At 43.6% G+C, this 26108-nt stretch carries 15 protein-coding genes; 13 read left to right on the plus strand and 2 right to left on the minus strand.

The window, feature by feature from the left end:
- On the minus strand, window positions 1–729 hold the full coding sequence (locus R7190_RS06250) for a formylglycine-generating enzyme family protein (protein ID WP_372009301.1): 729 nt from the start codon (window positions 727–729) through the stop codon (window positions 1–3).
- A 238-nt stretch (window positions 730–967) separates the two neighbouring features.
- On the opposite strand from R7190_RS06250, the gene R7190_RS06255 reads away from it, so the two are divergent.
- From R7190_RS06255 to R7190_RS06265, 3 genes are all read left to right on the plus strand, one after another.
- Window positions 968–2293 (plus strand): anaerobic sulfatase maturase, encoded by a 1326-nt coding sequence (locus tag R7190_RS06255; RefSeq protein WP_186584298.1) that lies wholly within the window; start codon window positions 968–970, stop codon window positions 2291–2293.
- Window positions 2294–2346: 53 nt separating this feature from the next.
- Window positions 2347–3444 carry a hypothetical protein gene (locus R7190_RS06260; RefSeq protein WP_186584297.1) on the plus strand — a complete coding sequence of 366 codons (1098 nt, stop codon included), beginning with the start codon at window positions 2347–2349 and terminating at the stop codon, window positions 3442–3444.
- A gap of 162 nt (window positions 3445–3606) precedes the next feature.
- Window positions 3607–4605, plus strand: a complete 999-nt coding sequence (locus R7190_RS06265; RefSeq protein WP_054579698.1) for an HAD family hydrolase — start codon at window positions 3607–3609, stop codon at window positions 4603–4605.
- A gap of 107 nt (window positions 4606–4712) precedes the next feature.
- Here the strand turns inward: R7190_RS06265 and R7190_RS06270 are convergent, their stop codons facing one another.
- Window positions 4713–6230: an arylsulfatase gene (locus tag R7190_RS06270; protein ID WP_005377761.1), complete on the minus strand. Its 1518-nt coding sequence runs from the start codon at window positions 6228–6230 to the stop codon at window positions 4713–4715.
- A gap of 247 nt (window positions 6231–6477) precedes the next feature.
- Between R7190_RS06270 and R7190_RS06275 the strand changes: the two genes are divergently transcribed.
- The 10 genes from R7190_RS06275 to R7190_RS06320 all read left to right on the plus strand — a co-directional run bounded on the left by R7190_RS06275 (window position 6478) and on the right by R7190_RS06320 (window position 26091).
- Window positions 6478–7914 carry an arylsulfatase gene (locus tag R7190_RS06275; protein WP_225478180.1) on the plus strand — a complete coding sequence of 479 codons (1437 nt, stop codon included), beginning with the start codon at window positions 6478–6480 and terminating at the stop codon, window positions 7912–7914.
- Window positions 7915–8066: 152 nt separating this feature from the next.
- Window positions 8067–17369 carry an Ig-like domain-containing protein gene (locus R7190_RS06280; RefSeq protein WP_318137528.1) on the plus strand — a complete coding sequence of 3101 codons (9303 nt, stop codon included), beginning with the start codon at window positions 8067–8069 and terminating at the stop codon, window positions 17367–17369.
- A complete protein-coding gene (locus R7190_RS06285) occupies window positions 17366–19537 on the plus strand; it encodes a type I secretion system permease/ATPase (protein ID WP_186584295.1) in 2172 nt (723 codons plus the stop codon). Before R7190_RS06280 ends, R7190_RS06285 begins: the two co-directional genes overlap by 4 nt.
- Window positions 19534–20847 (plus strand): HlyD family type I secretion periplasmic adaptor subunit, encoded by a 1314-nt coding sequence (locus R7190_RS06290; protein ID WP_021033865.1) that lies wholly within the window; start codon window positions 19534–19536, stop codon window positions 20845–20847. The genes R7190_RS06285 and R7190_RS06290 overlap by 4 nt, the downstream gene beginning before the upstream one ends.
- Before the next feature lie 15 nt (window positions 20848–20862).
- Window positions 20863–22176, plus strand: coding sequence for a TolC family outer membrane protein (locus R7190_RS06295; RefSeq protein WP_064368370.1), 1314 nt, complete (start codon window positions 20863–20865; stop codon window positions 22174–22176).
- Window positions 22169–22789: an OmpA family protein gene (locus tag R7190_RS06300; protein ID WP_054574113.1), complete on the plus strand. Its 621-nt coding sequence runs from the start codon at window positions 22169–22171 to the stop codon at window positions 22787–22789. Before R7190_RS06295 ends, R7190_RS06300 begins: the two co-directional genes overlap by 8 nt.
- Window positions 22779–23621, plus strand: a complete 843-nt coding sequence (locus R7190_RS06305; RefSeq protein WP_186584294.1) for a phosphate ABC transporter substrate-binding protein — start codon at window positions 22779–22781, stop codon at window positions 23619–23621. Before R7190_RS06300 ends, R7190_RS06305 begins: the two co-directional genes overlap by 11 nt.
- 177 nt (window positions 23622–23798) lie before the next feature.
- Window positions 23799–24572, plus strand: coding sequence for a DeoR/GlpR family DNA-binding transcription regulator (locus R7190_RS06310; RefSeq protein ID WP_005377753.1), 774 nt, complete (start codon window positions 23799–23801; stop codon window positions 24570–24572).
- 11 nt (window positions 24573–24583) lie between these two features.
- On the plus strand, window positions 24584–25624 hold the full coding sequence (locus tag R7190_RS06315) for an oxidoreductase (protein WP_005377752.1): 1041 nt from the start codon (window positions 24584–24586) through the stop codon (window positions 25622–25624).
- Entirely contained in the window at window positions 25621–26091 is a 471-nt protein-coding gene (locus R7190_RS06320) for a heme-degrading domain-containing protein (RefSeq protein ID WP_005377751.1), read from the plus strand. The genes R7190_RS06315 and R7190_RS06320 overlap by 4 nt, the downstream gene beginning before the upstream one ends.
- Window positions 26092–26108: the final 17 nt, after the last annotated feature.

Genomic DNA, 26108 nt, shown 5'->3' on the forward strand with positions numbered 1-26108 from the left:
TTAATCAGCGTCTTTCGCTAATCTCAGCCCCATGTCGGACATGATGACTGACTGGCTAGCAAAATCGCGACGATAGTTTTCGGATTCGTCAGCATTATAGGCAAAGCTACCACCTCGTACAGACTTGTGTGCAAGGCTTTCTTTTTCATCTTTTGCGTTTACCGGATTATCACTTGGTGCTGATTTGTAATAGCCTTCATCAAACGCATCAATAACAAACTCACCAACATTACCCGTCATATCGTATAAGCCAAGCTCATTCGGTTTTTTCTGACCTACCTTGTGTGCCTTATTGTTTGAGTTACTGGCATACCAGGCAACGTCGTTAATATCATCAGACCCCGCGTAAGTGAATCCTTGACTTAGATTCCCCCCTTTCGCTGCAAACTCCCATTCTGCTTCGGTGGGTAAACGATAGTGCTCTCCCGTTTTTTCATTCAATTTCTTTATAAAATAATTGGCTTGTTGCCAGCTAATGTTATTCACGGGCGTATTTGGGTTTCTAAAATAACTCAGAGAAGAGCCTGTAACCGATTCGAATAACTCTTGGGTTACCTCAAATTTTGCCAAATAGAAATCATCCACGCGAACGGTGCGAGCCGGGTGCTCGGATTTATTTGCTGATGGATTATCCGAGCCCATCATAAATTGTCCACCTTCAATAAGAACCATATCTTGATCGATTTTTTGAGCAAGAGGGCTAGGTTGTGTTGTTGCACATCCAGTCATAATTAGCGAAATCGAAATAGCGGCACCAAGGTAAAGAGTATTACTTTTGGAATGCTTCATAGGGGAGCTCCATCAACATTTATGATCAAAGAATTTTATCAGGCAAGTCTATGAAAAACAGTTATACACACTATAACAAGCGCCACGAATAATTGAACATTATCATCACACTAGGCGATTAACTTAATGATTAGTCTTAACGCCGTTGGGCACAGGCTAGCAACTAAGAAGGTGATGAATGCACATAACTCAAGGTCCGCAGTTCAATGGAAAAGCATCCAAGCGATTACATGTCATGGCGAAACCTATCGGTGCAGTGTGCAATATCGATTGCACCTATTGTTATTACCTAAGCAAACAAGATTTACTTGAGTACAAGCCAGGCTGCTCACCAGTCATGGATGAGGAAACGCTAGAGACCTATATCCGTCAATATATAGCGGGACAAAATACACCTGAAATTATTTTCTCTTGGCAGGGTGGTGAGCCGACAATGCTAGGTTTGGATTATTTCAAGACAATTGTTGAGCTACAGAATAAATACCGTCCCGATGGCATTACGATCTCCAATGATCTCCAGACTAATGGCACACTGCTTAACGATGAATGGTGTGAGTTTTTAAAGGCGAAAAACTTTCTCGTCGGTTTAAGCATTGATGGTCCAGAAATGATGCATAACGCTTATCGAACAAACCGAGCTGGTAGAGGCACATTCCGGCAAGTCATGAATGCGGTTGAACTATTACATAAGCACGAAGTAAAGTTTGCTACGCTCACTTGTGTTAACAACTTGACCAGCCGTAACCCACTTGAAGTGTACCGATTCTTGCGAGATGAAGTACGCTCCCCTCAAATGCAGTTTATTCCAATAGTTGAGCAGAAAACATTCAGAACAACCGCCCCTCAAACTTGGGAGCCAAACGAGCAACTAAAGCAAGGAGATAAACGGTTGATCCCAGGTCATAAAGATGCCGTTGTTGAGCCTTTTTGCGTTGCGGATGAAGCATGGGGAAATTTTCTGATCGCGATTTTCAATGAATGGGTTTTACACGATATCGGCAACGTGTTTGTGCAGTACTTTGAAGCCAGTATCGAAACCTGGATGGGCAGAAAAAACCCACTGTGTACGTTAGGTGAAATCTGCGGGAAGGGCTTAGCAATGGAGCCTAATGGTGATGTGTTTGCGTGTGATCATTACGTGTACCCAGAATATAAGGTTGGAAACATTCATCACGAAAAGCTCGATACGCTCGCTTATAGCTCTGAGCAGCAGAAATTTGGGTTTGCTAAAAGTCGTACGCTGCCCCAACAGTGCCTTCAATGTGATTATCAATTTGCATGTTTTGGAGAATGTCCCAAAAACCGTTTTATCCGTACTAGGCAAGGTGAGCCTGGTCTTAATTATCTCTGCGCGGGTTGGAAGAAGTTTTTTACCCATGTTGATCAGTCGATGGCGTACATCTTACGAGCGACAGGTAACCCAGTTGTTCACGGTAAATACAGTGAACAGATTCTACGCCAGCAAGCTACTCAAACACAGACTGTGTTTGAAACGAAGTTTTAAGATAGTCACTACGCCTGCTACAGGCCCGGAAATGAAAGAATATAGGTTATTGAATGCAAAAAATTAAGCTGCTCTCTAAATCATTACTCGTGATCTCGATCGGCATTGCTGCGAGTCAAGCAGCAGTGGCACAAGAAACAACATTGCTAGACCCAGATCAAGTATCGCCGACAACGGTTGTCACTCCACAAGAAGCGAAAATGACACCGGCGCAACGAGTCGAAAAGCTGTCTTATGATTCGCAAAATAAAAAGTTGTCTTCAGAAAAACGTATTGATGCTTTACGTGAGTTAGCCAACTATCCAAGCCAAAATGCATTGGTTGCAGTTGCGCGTGGGTTGCAGGATGAAGATGCAGGTATTCGCGAAGCTGCGATTGTGGGAGCACAGCCATATATGATTGAGCACCGTTGGCGTTTGATTTCACCATTATTGAGTGATGACGCCGCCATGGTGCGAATTACAGCAGCGATTAACCTCGTTCGAGATTACGCCAATTTGAGTTCAGAGCAACAGCAGTCACTTGAAGGGCCTGTTTCAGAGCTGACAGCACACTTGTCCAGTAAGAACGATAATGTTTCCAAGTTATTACTTGCAGACGTTTACCGTTGGCATCGTGATTGGGATAAAGCGGCGCTGATATACCCAGAGTTAACTAAGCTTGAGCCAAACAACCCTCAAGTTTGGTTAAGCTACGCAGACAACTTCCGAGCGCAACAGCTAGACCAAAAAGCTATCAACGTGCTTGACGAGGGTATCAAGCTAAATTCAGAAGATGCCTCGCTGCATTATTCTAAATCTCTCGCTTTGGTTAGATTAGACAAAAAGAAAGAAGCGGCGTTTGAAATAGACAAAGCTGCGACGATGGCAAAGACGAACAGTTACTTTTGGTACTTAAATGGTGTTCTGCAAGAAGAGTTAGACTTGAAGAAGTCTGTCAACGCTTTTGAGCAAGCGTATTTGATATCCGGTGCTCCAGAACAATTGTATGCCGTGTGTGACATCTATGTTAGATACGGCAACCCTAAAACGGATGACTGTTTAACAGAGCTAACGAAGGTCGCTCCCGACTATGTTATTGAAGAGCTCAATCAGAAAAAGGGACGTAAAAGTGCCCCTACATCAGTTGAAGCCAATGAATTTAAACTCTAATCGTTAAATTCCATGTTTCTATTTTAATAAAATAGTGGACTAGATTGGTGACATTGTCACTTTTTGGTAGCCGTTGCATATTTCAGTTCAATATGCGCCTGTTTCAATTGAACTATACTTTTGATTGGATTCGCACCTAGCACCTCAATATAAGGAATTAAGATGGCTATAAAGTTAAAGGCGATTGTCTTAGCAACAGGTTTTGCTCTGTCTAGTTACGCTGTTGCTGCTGATATGCAAGATCCACTTCCGTCATGGAACAACACTGACGCTAAGCAAGCTATTGTGGCGTTTGTTACGAAAACAACGACCCAAGGTTCGGATTCCTATGTTCCTGAAAGCCAACGAATCGCGACGTTTGATAATGATGGAACACTTTGGGCAGAAAAGCCTGTTTATCTACAGTTGTTTTTTGCGATCGATAGAGTAAAAGAAATGGCCTCTGAGCATCCTGATTGGAAGACAACCGAACCCTTTGCTTCCGCATTAAAAGGTGACATGGAGGGGATTGGTAAACAAGGACTCGAAGGTGTAATGAAGCTTGTTATGGCAACCCATTCTGGAATGTCTACTGAACAGTTTCATCAAGAAGTTAAGGAATGGTTGAAAACGGCTGTCCATCCAACAACGGGTAGACCATACACTGAAATGGTCTATCAACCTATGCTCGAACTGCTCGACTATTTAAGAGCGAACGACTATCAGACCTACATCGTTTCTGGAGGCGGAATTGAATTTATGCGCGTTTGGGCGCCGGAAGTATACGGCATTCCAACGCAAAACATCGTGGGAACGACGTTAAAGGCGGAATATCAAAGTGTTGATGGAAAACCTACCATCCAACGCATGCCGGAAATAGACTTTGTCAATGACAAAGCAGTAAAGCCTGTGACGATTCAAAACTTCATTGGCAAACGTCCGGTAATGGCGTTTGGTAATTCTGATGGTGATTTACAGATGTTAGAGTGGACGAAAGCAGGTTCAGGTCCAAGATTTTCTGCGATTATCCATCACACGGATGACAAGCGTGAATGGGCGTATGATAAAGATTCGCATGTTGGTAAGTTAGATAAATCGTTTAAAGTAGGTGAAGAGCAAGGTTGGCTATTTGTCGATATGAAACAAGATTGGAATCAAGTGTTTAAAGAGAGCACTAAATGATAATCTTTGTTTGACCATAACTTGCTGCAACCAAACAATTGCAACGAAATAAAAGGCCTCACAATTGAGGCCTTAGTTAATTCCACAATAGCTTCGATACCTAGGGTCTAGTTTCTAGGTTGCTGTGTCATTGTTTCTACCACTTTTTCAATACTTAACGAGCTACCTTTCGTTGCAGGGAACTCCTTAAATGTCTCTAGGAACTTACGCACGATAGCTTGAGCAGGAACGAACATCCACATTTGATCAGCGTAAAAATGTCTGACGTAAAGTGCTGCATCTGGACCGACCTCAAATGGATCCATACGAAGGTTTACAATCAAAGGCCAACTAGGTGTTTTGCGGTATGCCTCATTAATGGCACCCTCCATAATACTGAAGTGGATCTTCCAGTCTTTATAACGAACGGCGTTTAAATTACCACCAGCATCGAAGTAAAAGATTTCTTTGCGTGCGCCTTCATCAGCTTTACCAGTCAGCAGATCAAGTTGGTTGTAGCCATCTAAATGTGCTTTAAAGGTTTTGCCCGCTGCTTTATGACCCTTCAATAGTTTTTCTTTCACATCAGGTTCGCCCACAGCTGCGAGTAGAGTTGGCATCCAGTCTTCTTGTGAAAAGATATCGTTGATAACCGTTCCTGGTTTAATGTTTCCAGGCCAGCGTACCATCATCGGAACGCGGAATCCGCCTTCCCAAGTCGTACCTTTTTCGCCCTTGAACGGTGTAGTACCACCATCTGGCCAGGTAAATTTCTCAGCGCCATTATCAGTACTAAAAACAACAATGGTGTTATCTGCTACGCCTAGCTCTTCAAGTTTATCAAGCATGACACCTACTTGATCATCTAGGTCCATCATGCCATCGGCGTATAAGCCGTAACCTGACTTCCCTTGATATTCTTCACTCAAATGTGTCCAGACGTGCATACGGGTTGAGTTATGCCAAATAAAGAATGGTTTGTCTTCTTTTACTGCTTTTTCCATAAAGGCCAAGCTAGCATCCATGAACTCTCGGTCTACGTTTTCCATACGCTTACGAGTAAGGGGACCTGTGTCCTCGATTTTGCCATCCGCAGTCGCCTTCAACACGCCTCGAGGTCCGAATTTTTTACGAAACTCTGGATCTTTTGGATAAAACTCAGACTCAGGCTCTTCTTCCGCGTTTAAATGGTATAGGTTACCAAAGAACTCATCAAACCCATGGTTAGTTGGTAGGTGCTCATCTTGATCACCAAGGTGGTTTTTACCAAACTGACCAGACACATAGCCGTGATTTTTAAGTAACTCTGCGATAGTAGGATCTTTCGATTGAATACCCTCTTTTGCGCCGGGCATACCAATAGTCAATAGACCGGTACGAAACGGATGTTGACCCAGAATAAATGAGGCTCGTCCGGCAGTACAACTCTGTTGTGCGTAAGCGTCTGTGAAAATGGCACCTTCATTGGCGATTTTATCAATGTTAGGAGTCTTCCCTCCCATCATACCATTGTGATATGCACTAATGTTGTATACACCTACATCGTCACCCCAGAACACAAGGATGTTGGGCTTATCGGCAGCAAAGGCTGTGGACGCAGCTAATGTACCGACCAATGCCATTACCTTTTTAATCGAGTTTCGCATGAAAATCCTCCGCGATAAATGAATCCATTATCGTTATATAACGTTACTAATTGTGTTCATCATGGCGAAGTCGAGTGAGATGACACCAAATGAGACAATGTAGTCAGTTGAATATAGTAGAGGTTTTTTGTTGCTTCCAAGTAATCCCTGTTTTTCAAAAATGTTAACTAACATGGACTAGACTTTAGTGTGTTTTAAGTGTGATAAGACGCACTTACAGGATTGAATTTCAATGAAAGGCGACACTATGAAAAATAAACTAGCAACTATCCTGTTTCTATGTATCCCGTTAGAAGTGGTTGCGGAAGAGACACCAAATGTCGTGGTAATGTTGGTTGATAACCTTGGGTGGGGGGAACTAAGTTCCTATGGGAGTACCAGAGGTGTTGAAACTAAAAACTTAGATCAACTTGCTAGAGAAGGTGTACGCCTTACTAATTTTAATGTGGAACCGCAATGCACGCCAACTCGCTCCTCATTCATGACGGGGAGGCGAGCGCTTAGATCTGGGACAGATAAGGTTGTTTGGGGAGTGCCTTACGGTATGGTGAACTGGGAGATAACCATTGCAGAGAAGTTTAAGGAACAAGGATATAACACGAGCCTTTACGGGAAATGGCATTTGGGAGACCAAAAAGGGCGCTTTCCAACGGATCAAGGCTTTGATGAATGGTATGGCATTGCAAATACGACGGATGAGTCAGAATATAGCTCTCAACCCGGTTATAAAGCTATATTACCTAAACCTCAAATCCTTTCAGCTAGAGCAGGGCAGGATCCTAAAGGGGTCAAAGAATATAATTTGGACTCACGTAGAACGATTGACAGTGAGCTAGTTGAACATGCCACAGATTTTATAAATCGAAATGTGAAAGAGAATAAGCCATTTTTCTCTGTAATTACTTTTACTCAACCACATTTACCGACGCTACCTCATCCTGATTTTATTGGTAAAACAGGCAAAGGAAATTACTCAGATGTGTTAGCTGAGATAGATTTTCGAGCTGGGCAAGTTATTGGTGCAATAGAAAAAGCAGGAATTAAAGACAATACACTAGTGATTTGGTTTTCTGACAACGGTCCAGAGTGGCATATGCCATACCAAGGCTCTAGCGGACCATGGCGTGGTGCGTACTTTACGGCTCTTGAAGGCTCTCTCCGAACACCATTTATTGCCTCTTGGCCTAACCACATCAAACCGGGCAGAGTGAGTGATGAAATTATCCATGTTGTGGATCTATTTGCCTCACTTTCTCATGTCGGTGGATACAAATTACCAAGCGATAGAACAATAGATAGTATTGATCAGTGGGCCTTTTTAAAGGGAGATAGTGAAAAGTCTAATCGAGATGGTTTCATCGTTAACAATGGATCTGAAACCTACGCTTATAAGTGGGAAAATTACAAGATGCACTTTATTGATCAAGATATCATGCCGGAGAAAGGGCGCCCATTACAGATCCCTGAAATATACAATTTGATTGATGACCCTAAAGAGGAGTTTGATTTAAGAAATAATGCCACATGGTTATTTCCTATCATGATAGGAAAGAGAGTAAAGTTTGAATCTTCCGTTTCAACAAGCTGCGATACGATTCCTTTCCCTGCTCCATTTGGATATGAGCCCGATTGTAGCAAGGGGAATTTCAATCAATTTCCAGTGGATGGATTACGCCAGAAGTAGTTTACCCCAATGGCTCTTTCTCGCATACATGAGGTATGTTTTTGGTTCAATATCTCATTAGAGCCATTTAGGGCCATGTTTTTTCTAGTTTCATTTGAACAGTCATATTCGTCGACCATACTTAAAGTTCGTTGTTTCATATGGGGCGAATTATGCAGCCAATACTCTACATTCAAATCGGTAATGTTCTTTGGGCGGTTTTAAGTGACGGTTCTTGGATCCAAATGTTGCCCAACGAACAATTAGTTCCAGAAGTAGAGGTGGTTGTTCTTAATACTGACATTCTCGATATTGCATTTAATGAAGATACAACAAGTGAGGATGAATCGAGTTCGAATGATCTTTTAATTGCATCTCAAAACGGTATTGAATCCACTTTTAATCAGAGCGTTCGAGATTTTAGTGAGTCTTCTGGTGGGTTAAGTTTTGTTGCCTATATTCGCGCTGTTTTACCTGAACAACTCGTTTCTAATGGCTATGTTACTAGGCCAGCAGTGCAAGAAAGAGAGAACCCAACTTCTGAGACTCAGGCTCCTGAGCGGTTGAATCCCGATGCTATATTAACGGTGGATATTCTTGATGGCGGCGATGGATACGAAAACCAGTTTGAAGTTCCTAGTGTCACGATTCAAGGTGACGCACTCAAGATAAGCGATGAGTGGCTTGTTACTATCACCATTACCGACAGCCTCAATAATTCCATTACTGTTACAACGACCGTAGAGAATGAGGCGTATACCCTATCAGGCGTTGATCTGTCTTCTCTTGCTGAAGGGCCGCTTACGGTGACTTCTGTGGTTTCTGACATTTATGGCAATAACCTGAACGCCGTCGATACGACCATTAAAGATACGCTTGCAACGGTGAACGTCAATTTTGATGGTGGAGGGGATGAGTATTTAAATCAGTACGAAATCGCGACTACTCGCCTCGAAGGGACGATTGAAAACATTGAAGATGGCCAGCGTATCCAAGTTACGGTAACCGACTCGTTAGGAGCGGTCATAAACTTAGAAACGGTGGTGACTGGTGGAAGTTGGTCTCTGGACGACGTTGACCTTTCTGGATTGTCTGAAGGTACGCTGACCGTTGTTGCTGAGAGTATAGATATAGCGGGCAACCCTGCAACCAGTGAAAACACCATCATCAAAGATACGCTCGCAAGTGTGACGGTGGACGTTGACGATGGCGGAGACGGCTATTTAAACATTGAAGAGCGCCAATCTGTCACTTTGTCAGGGCAAGTCAGTGATGTTGAAAATGGTCAGACGGTTTCTGTCACGGTTCAAGACAGCTTGGGGGTGATGCTCTCGTTCAATGCCGTTGTCGTTGATGGTATGTGGCAAGTCGAAGGGGCGAACTTATCCACGTTAGCCGATGGGGCGTTAACCGTATCTGCCTCCGTGAATGATGTGGCGGGCAACCAAGCGAAAGCGATGGATGAGGCTACGACCATAGATGCCACTGCTCCCACCATTGATATCGATACGGATTTTTATATTAGCGGTGGTCTTGCCATTGATGATTTCCGTGAGGGTATAGTCACGGAAATGAGAGGGACAACCAGTGGTGTAGAGCAAGGTCTGGCAGTGACGATTCGGGTAAGTGACGGAGACAGCACGCTGAATTTTACTGGCCTTGTTGATGCATCAGGTTCGTGGACAGTAACCGGAATTGACGTAAACACTCTCAATCTAAACAACACGTGGACCATTGAAGCAGAAGTGTTGGATACCGCCGGCAACCACGCGGTAGATACCATGCCGACAATAGTGCTACCCGGTTCAACGGTATTTTCTGAAAACATCGTTGGATTTTTTGGTGAGCAAAGCAGCTCGGCAGCCATCAACATAGAAAATGGTGTGCCAGCACTGCATGCAGAGCAGCCAAGTTTGAGCGCGCTTACATCGGTCGGTCAATCTATTAACGTTGTTGTTGCAGAAGATGGGTTGAGCTTACAAGGAACATCGACTGACGACCGATTAGTTTTCTCAGCAGAAGTCAATGATGATGGTACGGTTCAAATTACTTTTTATGAAGCGATTGATCATGGTGTAGGTCAAGATGAGCTGGTGACTAACGTATTGGTTGAAAGCACTCAAAGTGATGCTGATGGTACACAAGAGACGGTTGTGGCACCGTTAACGATTACTATTTATGACTCTGATCCGGTGATTAGAGATGACACATACTCAGTCTTAGAAGATCAAACAATTACGGGCAATCTACTTGAAAATGATATTGATCTTGATGGAACACTTTATGTGAAATTTGTAGAGGCTGGCGGGGAGCAGAAGTCAATTCTAGAGGGGGGATCCGTAAGTTTTAGTTTAGAAAAAGGCGAATTAACCGTATTTTCTGATGGCTCTTGGCAGTTTGATGCAGGTCGAAACCTAGATCATTCGGTCGAGCAAAGTGTTTCTTTCAGCTATTTAGCTGCAGATGACTCCCAAGACTATGGCTTGGCTAACGCGACCATTGACATTACTGATGGACAAGCAGGTTACGTAGGCAATGCGACTATAGACGTAACAGAAGTCCCTTTGGATGGCCCGATATTGAACTTTGAAGGAACTGTCAATATTGTCGCGGGATCTGACAATCCGGATCCGAGTAGTTTGTATTTCGGTGGGTCATCTATTACTAAGTTAGAAGCATTAGGGCTTACAAGCTCAGTCTCTGATAATGAGCTTAGCTACACGTTAAGTTCCAGTGGAAAGCAAATTACAGCATTTGCGAATGGTGTCACTGTATTTACGTTAACATTGAGTGGCGTTGAGTCGGGTAACGATGTATTAGCTTCAATTTCACTTACTCTTGAGCACCCTATCGATCAATTCAATAGCAGTGATACGGTCACTTTCCCGTTGACCATTGGTGGCGTAGATTTAGATGCCACACCGCTTGTAGAGAATGAAATTGACTATGTTCTAAAGGATGGCGCAGACCCAACTTTAAATAATTTGAATGGGGTAGAAGTAAAAGAATCTGATCTCGCAAATGGAAGTGTGTTGAGCTCAGGGAATTTTCAAGTTGAGGTTGGCAGTGATTACCTCGAATCTTTGTCGTTCATCGTCTCTGAACAACCCTTGTTGACGAGTGGTGAACAAGTTGTGCTTTATCAAGTCTCTGCGGATGGCAAAACACTTGATGGTTATATTCTTGACGAAGATGGGCAAACTCAGATTCCCATCTTTCAAGCTACCCTTAATGCTTCATTACCTATTGATGCAAATAGCGACATTACCTACTCCTTTGAGCTTTTTCAGGCTCTCGACCAACAAGAAAATACTGATCCAAACGTACCTCTCGTTGTTACTGCAATCGACTCAGACCAAGATAACACGTCGGTCGTTTTAGACATTAATGTTATAGATAACGACAATGGACAAGCGCTAATCAATAGTGGCAATGTCGAGTTAACCGAAACACCTGTCGATACAAACATTGCTCCTGATGGGGTTTCAGCCATAGCGAATACGGATGTGATAGTTACGTCATCATTCGATCCGATTGTGTATCTGGGTGTTGACATAAATGATGGAGATACTGTCAAAACTACACTTGGTGATGCTGTTACTTATAACGGAGAGGCTGTCACTTGGTACGATAACAATGATGGAAGCTTTGACGCAATTTCAGACACTGGAGACGTTGTATTTAGGGTCACGTTACCTAGTGACTTCTCTTTGCCATCAAATGATACGTCTACCGTTAATATAACTGTAGAGCTTTATCACTCGCTTGACCATGTTTTAGGTGATGGGACGCAATTGTCGATCTCTATGCCCATCGTGGCGAGAGATTCTGATGGAAGCGAGATCTCTACGGAGTCCAACATACTGGTCTATGATGGCTTGTTTCCGGAACTAGTAATTACAGAGGGAATCACAGTCAATGAAAGCGGGTTGAATGATGATTCGCTTGATTCTGGCATCGAGGGCTCGTCACCATCCATTACGCTATTACAAGGTTCAGACTCTATCGCCAGTGTGAGCGTGAATATCGATATGTTCAATGCGCTCGGCTATAAAACAAGTAGTGGTAGCTTGGTTTCGCTTGATTCACCGGACTCGAATGGTTGGTTATATGCAAGAGATGAAAGCGAGCAAGACGTCTTTAGAATTAGATTTAATACCGATGGGACTGTCGAGTTTGATCTATACCGTGCACTTGAACACGATGAACCTGACGGTGTTCCAGCGGACGAGAACACATTAGAACTCAGTTTTTCAATTTATGCCGTTGATAAGGATGGCGACCAGTCTGAAGCTGAGACATATACCGTTAGTGTAGTGGATGATATCCCTGAAGACACAAGCTCACCAATAGAAATTGAACTTACCGAGGGGGATGAGTTTTCGGGAAACTGGTTTAGCAATAATGCCGACTTAATCAGTTCAGATGGCACGTTGATTTCAAGTTTGACCTATGCAGGTGAAACATACGATACGGCGAGTTCGGTATTTAGCAATGATGCTTGGACCATCGATTTAATCAATAGTAGTGATGGTAACTTAAAATATGGAACGCTGACTATTGCTCAAGATGGGACATTTACGCTAACTACCGAGCTTATTGTTAATACGCCTGTAGGTGGTTTGCTTGATGATCTAACGATAACTGTGACGGATGCAGACGGTGACCAAGCAAGCAGTGAAGCTCAATTAATTCTTGATGATGCCAGGGGCTTTATTCGAACCGTTAATGTAGATACGTTAGAAGATAATGGCGCGAATAACAGTGGAGACCCTACGCCAGTCGCGTTACCGATTAGAGTTTCTCCTGGGGATACGGAGAATAATGAGCGTGTTGAAGCGATAAGGATCTCTGTTGAATCTCTACAAGGAGGGGCTCTGTTTTTAGACGGAGCGCGCCTTGAAGATGATGATAATGACGGATTTATTAGTCTTTCTGGTACAGAGCTAATGGGGGTGGGTATATTCACTGTTCCAAATGGTGATCTCACTTATCAACCAGCACTAAACCTGTCGGGCAACACTATCAAAGTTTCGTTAGCAGTGTCTGCATTAATCGTATCTGATGTCGAACCGGATGGTTTTGTATTACAAGGCAATAATACGTTAAATGTTAACGTTTTACCGGTTGCAGATTTGCCAGAGTGGTCTAATGATTCGGACTTTTCTTATCAAAGTGTTGAAGATTCCGCTGAATCACTTTCACTCAATATTGTCGCTGAAAAGTTTGACCAAGACGGTTCTGAAACGCTCCACTACCAAATTTCGAATATTCCAGATGGACTTATATTAACACTTAACGGAAGTGCTATTGAGGAAGGGAAAGCGTATAGCCAATCCGAGTTAGATCAAATTGAAATCACATCTAACGAAAACTTAGCCGGAAGATTTACTTTTGATGTAACGGCAGTAACGACTGAGTCGGGTAGTGTGTTTGCCGATGAGCAAGATAAAACAGCGGAGATTACTGAGCAAGTTGTTATCGATATATCTCCAGATGCCGATGTGCCTACGCTGACCGTTAAAAACATTCAGGGGCTTGAAGACCAAGCGATTGACTTAAAAGAGTACATCTTAGGGCGGCTCACTGACACAGATAGCTCGGAGTCTCTGTCTTATCGCATAGAAGTTCAAGATGGTTGGACATTGCCTGTCGGAGCTGGGATTACGCTTATCGGTATTAATACCTACCTAGTGACCTCCAATGCTCTAGCCAATTCGGAGGCGTTACTTCAACCAAAATCGGATATCAGCTCATTTACTGAATCTCTATCCCTTCAAGTAACCGCCATTTCAACAGAGTCGACTATTGATGGCTTAGCACCTCTTAATGAAACCGCCGAGAGCCAATCTGCAACCATTGACATTAAGCTAAAAGGCGTGGTCGATGAACCAATTGTCCTAGATGGTGGACAGGGGAATTGGCAATATGATCAAGCGACTAAAGTAATTAGTAATCTCTCTACGTTAGACGAAGATAACCTGATACAACTGGATTTTATCATCCAGACATCAGACGACGATCTATCAGAAGAAATTAATATCTTGCTTCAGAACATCCCTTTGGGAACACAACTGACAGATGTAAATGGTGACCCTATTGTTCTTCCAATTGCTTACGTGGACCTGATAACGGGGCCAGTTTATCAGGTCTCAAACGCTGTTCTTGAAAACACTTACCTCAAAACAGAGCAAGATTTTAGTGGAACACTGAGCATGGATGTTATCGTCGTTTCAACAGAGCCGGATGGTGATTCTGCTGAAACCCCTCTTAAAGTGGAAATGGAAATATCACCTATTGTTGATCAAACTGACGGCCAAGAATTACAAAGCAATGGTATTGAGGACAATTTCATCACACTAAATCTTGAGCCTGTCGTTAATCAAGATATAGATTCTAGTGAGTCCTTGACAGGATACACCATTGTATCCATTCCAGATGGCTTAACACTTTACTTTGATGGTAATGCAGTAGAGGAAAGTAACTTACCGTTAGAACTCAATGAACTACTTGATGGTAGCTCGGCAACATTATCTGAGTTGTTAAACAGTGGACGAATCACTGTAAAAGCTAATGAAGACCTAAGTGGGACATTTAGCCTGGAAGTTCAGTACGAAGTGACAGACACGTCTCCGACGATGGAGACTGATGTAAAGGCAATCAATGGCTCTTTGAGCGTCGTGGTTTCTGGCAAAGTGGATATTGGTAATGAAGATATTGACAAAACACGTTTAGAAGGTGCGACTGAAGTATTCACAAGTACCGATGGGTCTGCTGTCGACGTGAGTGGAGGCATTACATTTACAGAAGCGGATATTGATGGTTCAGAGTATCTCGATTACATCGTTTTACAGATACCGCAGGGTCAAGACCTCATTGTTACTCATCCGAACGGTGCTTCTCAAGATGCCGATGGGAACTGGCTGATTCCAATGGAAGGAATCACAAGTGATAGCGTGTTGGAAACCGCTCAAGATTTGCTTGCTAGCGCATCGATTTATAGCCCATCTAACACAGAGATACTTGATGTGAATGTGTTAGCGTATGTTCGAGATGGAACGGATGCTCAATACATCACTGGTCAGTTCCAAATTCAAATTACTGGCCATGAAGGAGATGGAGACCAGTGTGCTGATCCTGGTGAACCAGGAAGCGTTCAAAGTGGGGATATTGTAGGTAAAGAAGGTGAAGATGTCTCAATTGGGGCGTTTTTAAACCCTGATGTAGCGAGTAGTGACGGTAACTTAGTTTCCTTCTTTGTCGCCGCAGATTCTTTACCTGAAGGAGTCGAGCTTACTGGCGAAGGTGTGATACCTGCTTATGATAATGCGGGCAATCTGTTGGGTTATTCAATTTCTAGCGCTGGATTGTCTTCCTTGACGCTTACTGGCGTGGATGAGGACTTTGCTGGATGCATTACTTTCAATTTAGAAGTGACAGAAACGGCCCCATGCGATGGTGACTCGAAAACAACCGCTCAGACCATTACGGTACAAATCTCTCCTGTTGTCGATGATATTGCGATAGCACCAAGCCAAGTTACGGTTCAAGAAGATACTATAACCAACCTGAATCTTGCTCTTGTATTGGGCGATAGTGAAGGACCAATGCAGTCCATTACTGGAGAAGGTGACGCAGCGACTGGCCTTGAAAGTGTCAATTGGGTTTCTTTATCGGTGTCTGACGAGAATGCGCGGTTTACTGCCGTGGACCCGAGCCTACTCATTGACAACGGTGATGGAACATGGGTAGTGACAGATGTTACGCGTCTAAACGAAATTCAGTTAATCCCACCTGAAAACTACAGTGGAGAGCTTGTTATTTCCGTTGACGCAAACATTACTGATGAAGTCACGGGAAGTTGTTTAAGTACTGACAGTGCGAAAGATACTCAAACTAAATCAACAGAAGTTACCGTTACCATTGCCCCAGTGGTTGATAAAGCGGTTCTGGAAACAGAAGACGTAGTTGGTAATGAAGATAATTATATTTATTTAGGAAACTTATCTGCATCATTAATCGATCAAGATGGTTCTGAGTCGATGTCTTTGGTCATGACAGGAGTGCCAGACGGAGCCGTGTTGGTTTGGGACAATAATGGGACGTTCGAATTACTCCCTGATAACGGTTCAACGGATGGTGAGAGCAAGGAGTGGCAGCTAACTCAAGCGCAACTTGATAAGGTTTACTTTCTACCGCCACTAGATTTTAGTGGGGATATTTCACTAACACTGCAAGCTATTACCCAAGAGTCTGGATCAAACGACTATAACTATACCACTTCTCAGTTCAACGTCGGCGTAAAACCGATTGGCGACGATGTATCGTTGAATACAACCTCTAACACGTTCACTGGAGATGAAGGTGATTCCATTTCGATTGACTTTTTAGCGAGCGGTTTTGAAACAAATAGCAACGAATATATAGAAGTGTCGATGTTGATCAAAGCAAGCTCTGAACCCTCTGCATTGGAAGGCTTAGGTAGGATTCGTATTGGAACTCAATTCTCATCCTTTACCTTCGATGACGCGGGCAATGCCGTGGCGACGGTATTAGTGCGAGCAAATGAAGTGTCAGGTTTGGAGTTCATTCCGAAGGATGCATTTGGAACGATGGATGTTGCTCTCAATGTTAGAACGTTTGATCAAGCGATAGTGTCAGAGACACTCGAAACCGATTTTGGAGATGTGCAAACTACCGATCTAACCATTGTTGTTACCCCTGAAGCTGATGAGCCAACACTAACGGCCGATTATCAGTCTATTGTGTCTGAAGCGTCTGGGAGTATTCCTTTGGGGTTGAGCATGAATTTAGTCAATCCTGCACCCGAAGAGTTTGGAAGTGTGGAGATTCGCGGATTACCAACAGATCTAGAGTTGAGTCATGGTGAAAGATTGAACGGCATTTATACTGTTGATCAAGAGGATGTCGCTGATCTTTCCATCGTTGGCGGGTTTAGCGGTGCAAGTGATTTTACGTTGTCGATAAAACCGATTGCAACACTGGGTGCTACAGTCGCAGAAGGTGCTGCTCAGACAGTCAATGTTACCTTAGTGGAAGAAGGGGGCCAAACATTACATGCGACAGATGCTAATGATTTGCTTATTGGAGGAAGTGGCAGCGATGTATTCCAGTTTGACAGTTCAGGGCTCGGTAACGAGTTAAAGCCCTCGTACGATGTGATCAACGATTTCCAAATATCCGTTATTGGTGATGATAATGACACAATTGACATCGCCTCGATAATCACCGCTACCTCGATAACAGAAGTCGATAATAAGCTCGATTTAACAGAGAATGATGATGGCGTAACGCTTCACATAAAACCAGAAGAGACGGGGACAAAACAACAGATTCTTATGCAGGGCGTCACTCTCGATCAGCTTTACAAAGGTGACTCGACTGGCGTAGCCGAAGAAAATGTCTTACAGAAGATGATTGATGACAACAACTTGCTAGTAGGTGGTATGTCATGAAGCATCACTCATCCTCATCAAGTGAGCTGACTAACGATCCTTGGGGGCAATCGTTAACTTGGTTGATGCGTTATTTTGAGGTTAGACACCATACAAAAAAGGTGCTTTCTGGATTACCTCTTGTTGAGGGTAGATTGGATAGTGACTTATTCATCAGAGCCGCTGAGCGAGCCGATCTTGAACTCACATTAATCGATTTAAAATCCACCGCAATGTTGAGCTTTCCATTGGTGGTAATCAATAGGAAGACGTTACAACCCGCTATTATATCTGAGCGACATAACAGCGATTATCAAGTCACGTTATTTAATGAAGATCAAGGTGAAACGCAATACGTCACGAGCGAGGAGCTGCATAATCAATTCCAGCCTCAAGCATGGCAAGTTTCTATGCGTCCAGAGCTGGACAAACGGATAAGTTCTATTCAAGCGGATTATAATGAACATTGGCTTTTCGCCGTAGTGAAAGAAATGTCTCCGTGGTATCGAGATCTTTTGATTGCCTCTTTCCTTATCAATACGCTAGCGCTAGTTATTCCGCTTTTCACTATGAACGTTTACGATCGTGTAGTGCCTAATCAAGCTTTCAGTACATTATGGGTTTTGGTCGCTGGTGTCTCCGTCATCATTATTTTTGATTGGCTATTGCGTAAAGCAAGGGGAGTTGTCACTGATACCGCGGGTAAGTACATCGATAACAAGCTTTCTTCGATACTTTTTTCTAAAGTTATGGGGATGAAACTTGAACACCGTCCTGCATCAGTCGGTGCATTCGCTCGACAACTACAAGATTTTGATAGTGTTCGCGATTTTTTTACTTCTGCATCTCTTGTGACCTTAGTTGATCTCCCATTTACGTTATTATTTTTAGTCTTAATAGGTTGGCTAGGTGGGGCAATGATGTTCATACCTATTGCCGTCATGTTTATCCTGCTGATCCTTGGCTTTGCGGTAAAAGCAAAAATAGAACAATCACATACGGAAAGTGCTGCACTATCCATGAAGCGACAAGCTCACTTGTTTGATTCATTGTCCTCTTTAAAAGAGATTAAGCAAAATAACGCTACGGGAGAAGCACAAAAGCGTTGGGAGCAAACGGTATCCATGCTTTCTGATTGGCAAAATCAATCGCGAAACTATTCGAATATCGTTGCTTACTCCATTCAATCTAGCCAGCAGATAATTACCGTAATGTTACTTGTAACAGGCGTGTACAGAATTTCTGAGGGATTGCTCAGCATGGGGGGGCTCATTGCTATTGTCATGCTTAGCGGTCGTGCTGCAGGGGCGATTAACCAGTTAGCTATGCTGTTACTTCGCTATCAACAGACAAAAACAGCGGTTGAAGGCTTAAATTCTATCATGTCTTTACCTCAGGAGGCGCAACGCAGTCAGGTCATCACGTCTGCCGAATTTACAGGGAATATACGTTTAGAAAACGTGAGCTTCCAATACCCAGATGTTGATATGCCATGTTTGAGAGATATTAATCTTACTATCAAGCAAGGCGAACGCGTTGGCGTTATTGGTAGTGCAGGAGCAGGAAAGTCTACACTCCTTTCCATTATGACCAATCAACTCAGTGCCTTACAGGGTAGCGTTTATTTTGATGACATTGACAGTCAGCTTTGGCCCGCCGAATTGATAAGAGAGAAAACGGGTTGGGTTGGCCAAGATTCGCATCTTATATACGGCAGCATTATGGAAAACATAGTATTAGGACATCATGTTATTGATCAAGAACGTTTACGCCGTGCGATAGAATTATCGGGTTTGAACCAGTACATGAGTCGCCTTCCTCATGGTCTAGAAACGCAAGTCGGAGAAGGAGGGCGTTATTTGTCGGGGGGGCAAAGGCAAGCTGTAGCGATTTCAAGAGCTTTTTATCGAAACCCAGCAGCATTAATTTTAGACGAGCCAACCAGTTCCTTAGACCAACCTGCTGAGAATGCGTTGTTTAATGCTCTTAAATCGTTGCCGCACTCGACGACGATGATTATTAGCTCTCATAAACATTCCTTATTATCGCTTTGTGATCGAATTGTTGTGCTTGATAAAGGCGCAATTTTGAGGGAAGGATCGCCCCAAGAAATTTTTGCTAAACAACAGTCTAACGCGAAGACGAACAGAGTACGCGCAGTATCAATTGTACGCGAAGGAGGTCAATGATGAGCACAGTTCGTTGGAGTAATGCTCATTTAGCAAACCGTTCGAGAACGTTGATTTGGTTGTCTGCCGCGTTAGTGCTGAGTGTGATTATTTGGGCCTCGTGGGCGAGGTTAGACGAAGTGGTTGTCGGCGAAGGAAAAGTTGTTCCTACTTTGTCTGTTCAGACGATTCAGAGCTTAGAGGGAGGCATTCTAAAGGAGTTACTTGTCATGCCTGGTGAAAGCGTCACTAAGGGGCAAACCATCGCCATTCTGGATGATACAAGGTTTAAGTCGACCTATTCGGAGACCTCTGAACAAGTAGAATCTTTGCTCGCCAGAAAGCAGAGGCTTCAAATTGAATTAGAAACGGTAAAAGTGAATAGCCTCCAACTGGATTGGAAACAACAAGTGAGTATCGAGCCTCAGCCATTTGATATTTCGATGACCGGCCACTCTGCCTATCTGAATGCCAAAGCAAACTATCTTGAGCGGTTGAGCCAACTGGAGTCTGAGCTGGAGGAGGCTAAATTGCGAATTGAGCAACAATCGCAAGCTTATCTAGATACCTTGAATACCATTCAAACACTAAAAAGCAGTCTGGTTATTGTCTCGAAAGAGCGAGATATGCTGAGAGAGGTGGTTTCTAGTGGCGCGGTGGCTGAAGTGGAATTATTAAAACTGAATAGAGACGTTATAAAGCTCAAAGGAGACATCGCGAGTTCACAAGCTGCTGCCCAAAAGCAAAGGGCTGTGTATTCTGAATCCATCGCGGATTATCGTGGTACTGCGCTTGCTTTTAGGGCAGAGGCACAAGGGCAGCTCAATGAAGTTGTGACGCAACTAGCGCAGCTCAATGAAAGTCGTCAGGCGATTGCGGATCAGTTGAATCGAACGCAGTTACTTTCTCCGGTCGATGGAACCATCAAAGATGTTTTTGTCAGAACCATCGGAGGTGTGGTTAAGCCGGGTGAGCCTATTTTAGAAATAGTCCCTCGTAATAGCACGTTAATCGTTGAAGCGAGAATTTCTCCTCAGAATATCGCCTTTATAAGGCCTGGCCTGCCGGCAACGGTAAAGTTGTCTGCCTATGACTTTGTCATTTACGGAGGCCTAGAAGGAGAAGTGACCTACGTAAGCGCCGATGCACTTCAAAATGAAGAGGGCAATGCCTACTACCGTGCCAACGTTACTTTCAAGGTTGATGATAAGTTTACGATCATCCCGGGAATGCAGGTTGTGGTAGACATTCTTACAGGAGAAAAAACAGTACTGAATTATTGGTTAAAACCTATATTACGTGCGAAAGAGAATTCGCTCAGAGAAAGATAGACATAAGGATATAAGATGCGGCTTAAATCAACGTTATTGGTCTTGTTTGCAGTATCATCGTCGCCAAACGCTTTGACTTTAGAAGAGTCAGTTACGTTATCTCTCGATAGCTCCCCAAGTTTGCTTGCTCGCTATTCTCGCTATGAGTCGATGGTACGAGACCGAAATGCCATAAATGGTTCATTTCTTCCTCAGGTTAATTTGTATGCAGCAGCAGGGTACGAAGGTACTCGATATAACAACGGAAACTACATCGACAGTGAAGATAGAACATTAGAAAGAACGGAGATGGGCGTAAGAATCTCCCAACTGTTATTTGATGGATTTAAAACAAGTGCTGACGTTGATCGCTTATCTTACGAGGCTGAAGCTGAACGCTTGGGCTTATTGGCATCTGCGGAAAATGTCGCATTAGATACTGTCAGAGCGTATGTGGACGTTTTACATGCCCGAGAGTTGATGAAACTGACAGAAAGAAACCTAAGTGAACACCAAGAGATCTACCGTTTCATTCTAGATAAAAAAGAAAAAGGTTTAACCAGCAACTCCGACTTAGCGCAGGTTTCTTCGCGTGTCGCGACAACACAGTCCTCATTGATTGCCGCCCAAAACAATCTTTCCGATGCTAGAACAAGATTTGTACGTTTGGTTGGTCGAGCGCCGCAAAACTTAGTTGAACCTGTTTACCCGCAGGAGTTGCTTCCGAATAAGCTTGACGAAGCACTCAAACAAGCGGTTAGGTTGCACCCATCCATACAGTCAGCGATGAAAGATTTAGAGGCGGCTCGACATGAAGTAAAAAGAGAAAAGGGGGATTACTACCCAGAGCTCAAGCTTGAGCTGTCAGCCAACAAAACAGACAACGTGGATAATATTGAAGGCATTAACGAAGATGCAAAGGTTATGCTGACGGTCAACTACGATCTTTTTAACGGCTTTTCTACAGACTCCCGAGTGGAGTCATCTGCCTGGCGAGTAGAGGAGGCGAGGGCTATTCGAGCAAATGCAGAACTAGATGCGAATGAAGGTGTAAGGCTGGCATGGGACGCACATACATTGCTTCAACAGCAAATGGAGTTTTTAAAAGTCAACGTTGATGCGGCGAAAGTAACTGAATTAGGGTACATCCAGCAGTTCAATGTAGGGCGACGCAGTTTGTTAGATGTATTAGATGCCAAAGTTGAAACGTTTGTTGCGAGACGGAACTATACCCGAACAAAGTACGATCATTTGGTTGCCACTTACCGTTTATTCAACTCGATGGGGATTCTGACTTATGCGTTGCGAGTTGAGTATCCAGAGAACTGGAAGGAGAACAATAATGGATAAATTCGCAGTGACGAGTCTTCTAGTTTTTATGTTAGCAGGCTGTGCTGAATCACCGAATACGACGTTGACCACTTACCAGTACAACGACCTTAAAGACAATGATAGTGATGGCGTGATAAACCAACGAGATAACTGCGCAGATACGCCAAAAGGTGTCGTTGTTGACAGTGAAGGCTGTGCGAATTGGGTCAACGACTCGCAGACACACCTGATCAGTTTTTTCTTTGCGATGGATGAGCATCAGGTAACGTCATCTCATGATATGCCGCTAAGCGAGTTGAAAGCATTGCTTCAGAGTAACCCAAATGCGCAAGTCATACTGATAGGAGACACAAGCCCTGAAGCGTCACTCGAATACAACAAAGCGTTGGCAAAGAAAAGAACGGCAGCTATACGAGAATTGCTAGTGAGAAACGGCATTCAAGACAATCGAATTGAAGAGCAAGAGTTTTATCAGAATACGGCATTGACGGTACAACTAAAAAAACGGGAAAGGCGCACAATTGCTGTTGTAAACACGAAAGCTGAAAGTACTGAACAAGCGTGGACTATATTTAGTTCGGACAGCGAGTTGACACCTAATTCGAAGTTGGAGCTGAATTATGAAAATTAAAGTCTTACCTTTCTTTACTCTAGCTTCATGTTTGATTTCACCGCTGGCATTTGCTGACTCTGAGGCTCGAACATCGATTTTTGTCGAACCAGAGATACTAGAAACGATAGAAACATTGATAGATGAGCCAAGTGTAAATGTAGCGCTTGCATCTCAGTCTGGTGGTTTTAACGACATGCTAAATGACGGAGCCTCTATTGCGATCACATCTAAGAAATGGTCAGATGAAAACATCTCCCGATTTCAACGAGAAAGAGGCCACAGGCCTACACGTTTGTTTTTAATGGCAAACGCTATTGTCGTAATCAATAGTCAAAAGAGTACGGTAGATAGTGTTTCCGTTAGTGAATTGAAACGCTGTGATGCAAATACGTATGCTTTCGGGGAGATGCGTTTAAGTAACCCAGATGTGAGCTCTAATGGTTGTCAATCATCGATTCAAATGCTTGATGAAGACCGATTGAAACGGGCTTTAAGCGACGACTTGTCAGCCAAAGCTTATATGCGATACTCCGATTTTAAATACTCAGAACAGTGGTCGAGCTACAAGGCTCTCTCTGTTCATCATAACGATGACTCATGCTCTTTGAGCACAGATTGCATCTATTCTCTTCGCTATCCATTTTCCGTGGTCTATTACGTTTATATAAATAAACAATTCGACACTAATCAGAAGATCAAAAAATCAAAGCTATTTGAACTCCTTACAACCGACAACAATACACAACAGGTACGAAATGCTGGGTTTATTCCACTACCAAAAGCGCTTATTAAAATAAATAGGGTGAAGTTAGGGCTAGATGAGCCAGTTGTTTTAAACGGGTATAAATAAACTTCATACGCCTAACTATGTGGGCTTGAGTGAACGTACCGCTCTAGGAAGTTTGCCTTGCTGCTCATTTATCTTTGGTTAACCTTTGGTCAATTGAGTTGGTTGTAAGTGGTTTTGTTGGTAATTTTTCTATCATTGTGGCAAGTTTACTTAAAACTACTTAAGTGAATTTAAGTTATGACACAAGAAGAAAGACTCGTAGCGCTCAGAGCGAAGCTGGAGCAGCAAAACAAAGTAACGTTGTCTGAAGTTTGTGAGTACTTTGGTATCTCGCGAGATTCAGCTCGCCGAGACTTAGTTAAGTTGAGTCAGCAACCTGGGTTACAAAGAATACGAGGTGGTGTCATGCTTGCGCCGATCTCTTCCCATACCGAGGCATACGCGAGTCGACCCGTGAGTGACGTTAAACATCGACTGGCTCAATCTGCCGCAGCGTTGTTGGATGAGCGCGACCATCTTGTTATTGATACCAGCACCATTTTATCTCTGCTCCCACTCTATGCAGGAAAAGCGCGTTGTGGAGAAAACAAGCTCAACGTCGTTACTAACAGCATTGATGTGCTGACCGCTGCTGAGACAAACGACACAATGGACGTTTATTTCTTAGGCGGACACTTTGACCCTTATGCCAGAGCAGTTTTAGGGGCGCAAGCAGAGCAGCAAATGCAGCAGTATCACGTGAACAAAGCGTTCATTGGCGTGTGTGCATTGACATCCCGAGGGCTGACAACAAATAGTTTGTTAGAAGCAACAATGAAACAAGCGATGATTGCTCAAGCTCAGCAGGTCATCGTCGTTTGTGAATCCCGAAAAATTGGTAGCGACAATTTCCACCACGTATGTGATTTGTCAAAGATCGACATCATTATTACCGATCATCCCCCTCAATCAGATTTTCAACAACTCCTCGATCACAATGATATTGAATGTATTGTTGTGTCACCGAAATAAGGAATCTTAGAATGGCTTACGATCCCGTAAAAACCGCTGTGATTGGTTACGGATATTCAGCAAAAACGTTTCATTTACCCTTCATTAAAGCGCTACCAAATTTAACGCTGAGCGCGATAAGCTCTCGTCAACAGGAGGCGGTTCAAAATGATTGGCCAGATGCTAAGTGGTTTTCTGATGCGAATACTTTACTCGATGATAGTGATGCAGAGCTCGTAATCATTACTGCGCCAAATGACGTACATTACGAACTTGCAAAGCGTGCGTTGAACAATGGGAAACACGTCATCGTCGAGAAACCGTTTGTTACTCGTATAGAAGACGGTAATGAACTTATCGCCTTGGCGGAAGAGAAAGGTCTGGTGCTGAGCGTTTTTCACAATAGACGTTGGGATGGAGATTTTCTCACGGTTAAATCTCTTATCGAACAAGGTAAGTTAGGTGATATAAAGCTATTCGAGTCACACTTTGACCGTTACCGCCCTGAAGTTCGTCAACGCTGGCGAGAGCTAGCCCAAGATGGTGGTGGTATTCTATTCGACCTTGCTCCTCATCTTCTCGATCAAGCATTGGTGTTGTTTGGCTTGCCAGATGCGATAGACGCACAATGTCGAATGATGCGCCCGGGTGCGACAACGATTGATTATTACAACTTGATACTTCATTACCCTGAGCATATTGTGCACTTGCATTCAAACTTGTATAGCCCAGAGCCGAATCTCCGCTACAAAGTATTGGGTACGGAAGCTAAATATGAAAAGTTCGGATTAGATCCTCAAGAGGGCTACTTAAAAGAAGGCCGTTTGCCGGAAAACGATGCTTGGTCGGAAGAAGATGAGGCGTTATACGGCGTCCGTTACGACGAAGACGGTGCGCAAACTATCAAAACGGAGAGAGGCGCGTACCAAGCTTACTTTGTTGGTGTGGCAGACGCCATTCGTTTGGGCACTGATAACCCGGTTCCTGCCGCTCAAGCAGTACAGAATATCGCTCTGATTGAGATGGCATTGGAAAGCAGTAAAACGGGTAAAACGATTCAGGTGAAACCATGAGTTTGACGCTTGAACTCGTGGCCCTGCAAGAGCATGAACTTCAGTTGGCCGAATTTAATCACCATATTGCGTGGTCTATCGGCCTCGCTCTAAAAGAAGAGGCTGAAGCTCGCGGCGCGGCTGTTGCTATTGAGGTTTACGGCTTTGGACAAACGCTATTTCAATACGCGATGGCAGGAACCTGCGCTGATCATGTAGATTGGGTCCGTAGGAAGCGAAACTCAGTGTTAAGGTATGGCCACAGCTCTTACTATCTTTCTCTGTACAACAAGCAAAAGCAACGTGATTTCGAAAACCAGCCTCATCTCGATGCTCGTGAGTACTGTGCTCATGGTGGCGCGTTCCCAATTCGGCTTTCTGGGTCTGGTTTGGTTGGGGTTGTGACGGTATCGGGTTTACCGCAGTTAGATGATCATCAGCTAGTTGTGGAGATATTAAAAACGATGACAGAGACAAAACCCTCTTAAACGCCAAATATGAAAGT

It is taken from the genome of Vibrio sp. 1078-1, from assembly GCF_033340475.1.

Bases quoted from the DNA above. Each gene is read 5' to 3' on its own strand.
- R7190_RS06320 (WP_005377751.1), top strand. From the start codon at position 25,621: ATGAGTTTGACGCTTGAACTCGTGGCCCTGCAAGAGCATGAACTTCAG.
- R7190_RS06280 (WP_318137528.1), top strand. From the start codon at position 8,067: ATGCAGCCAATACTCTACATTCAAATCGGTAATGTTCTTTGGGCGGTT.
- R7190_RS06305 (WP_186584294.1), top strand. From the start codon at position 22,779: ATGAAAATTAAAGTCTTACCTTTCTTTACTCTAGCTTCATGTTTGATT.
- R7190_RS06250 (WP_372009301.1), bottom strand. From the start codon at position 729: ATGACTGGATGTGCAACAACACAACCTAGCCCTCTTGCTCAAAAAATC.
- R7190_RS06295 (WP_064368370.1), top strand. From the start codon at position 20,863: ATGCGGCTTAAATCAACGTTATTGGTCTTGTTTGCAGTATCATCGTCG.
- R7190_RS06275 (WP_225478180.1), top strand. From the start codon at position 6,478: ATGAAAAATAAACTAGCAACTATCCTGTTTCTATGTATCCCGTTAGAA.
- R7190_RS06310 (WP_005377753.1), top strand. From the start codon at position 23,799: ATGACACAAGAAGAAAGACTCGTAGCGCTCAGAGCGAAGCTGGAGCAG.
- R7190_RS06265 (WP_054579698.1), top strand. From the start codon at position 3,607: ATGGCTATAAAGTTAAAGGCGATTGTCTTAGCAACAGGTTTTGCTCTG.
- R7190_RS06260 (WP_186584297.1), top strand. From the start codon at position 2,347: ATGCAAAAAATTAAGCTGCTCTCTAAATCATTACTCGTGATCTCGATC.
- R7190_RS06315 (WP_005377752.1), top strand. From the start codon at position 24,584: ATGGCTTACGATCCCGTAAAAACCGCTGTGATTGGTTACGGATATTCA.
- R7190_RS06290 (WP_021033865.1), top strand. From the start codon at position 19,534: ATGATGAGCACAGTTCGTTGGAGTAATGCTCATTTAGCAAACCGTTCG.
- R7190_RS06270 (WP_005377761.1), bottom strand. From the start codon at position 6,230: ATGCGAAACTCGATTAAAAAGGTAATGGCATTGGTCGGTACATTAGCT.
- R7190_RS06300 (WP_054574113.1), top strand. From the start codon at position 22,169: ATGGATAAATTCGCAGTGACGAGTCTTCTAGTTTTTATGTTAGCAGGC.
- R7190_RS06285 (WP_186584295.1), top strand. From the start codon at position 17,366: ATGAAGCATCACTCATCCTCATCAAGTGAGCTGACTAACGATCCTTGG.
- R7190_RS06255 (WP_186584298.1), top strand. From the start codon at position 968: ATGCACATAACTCAAGGTCCGCAGTTCAATGGAAAAGCATCCAAGCGA.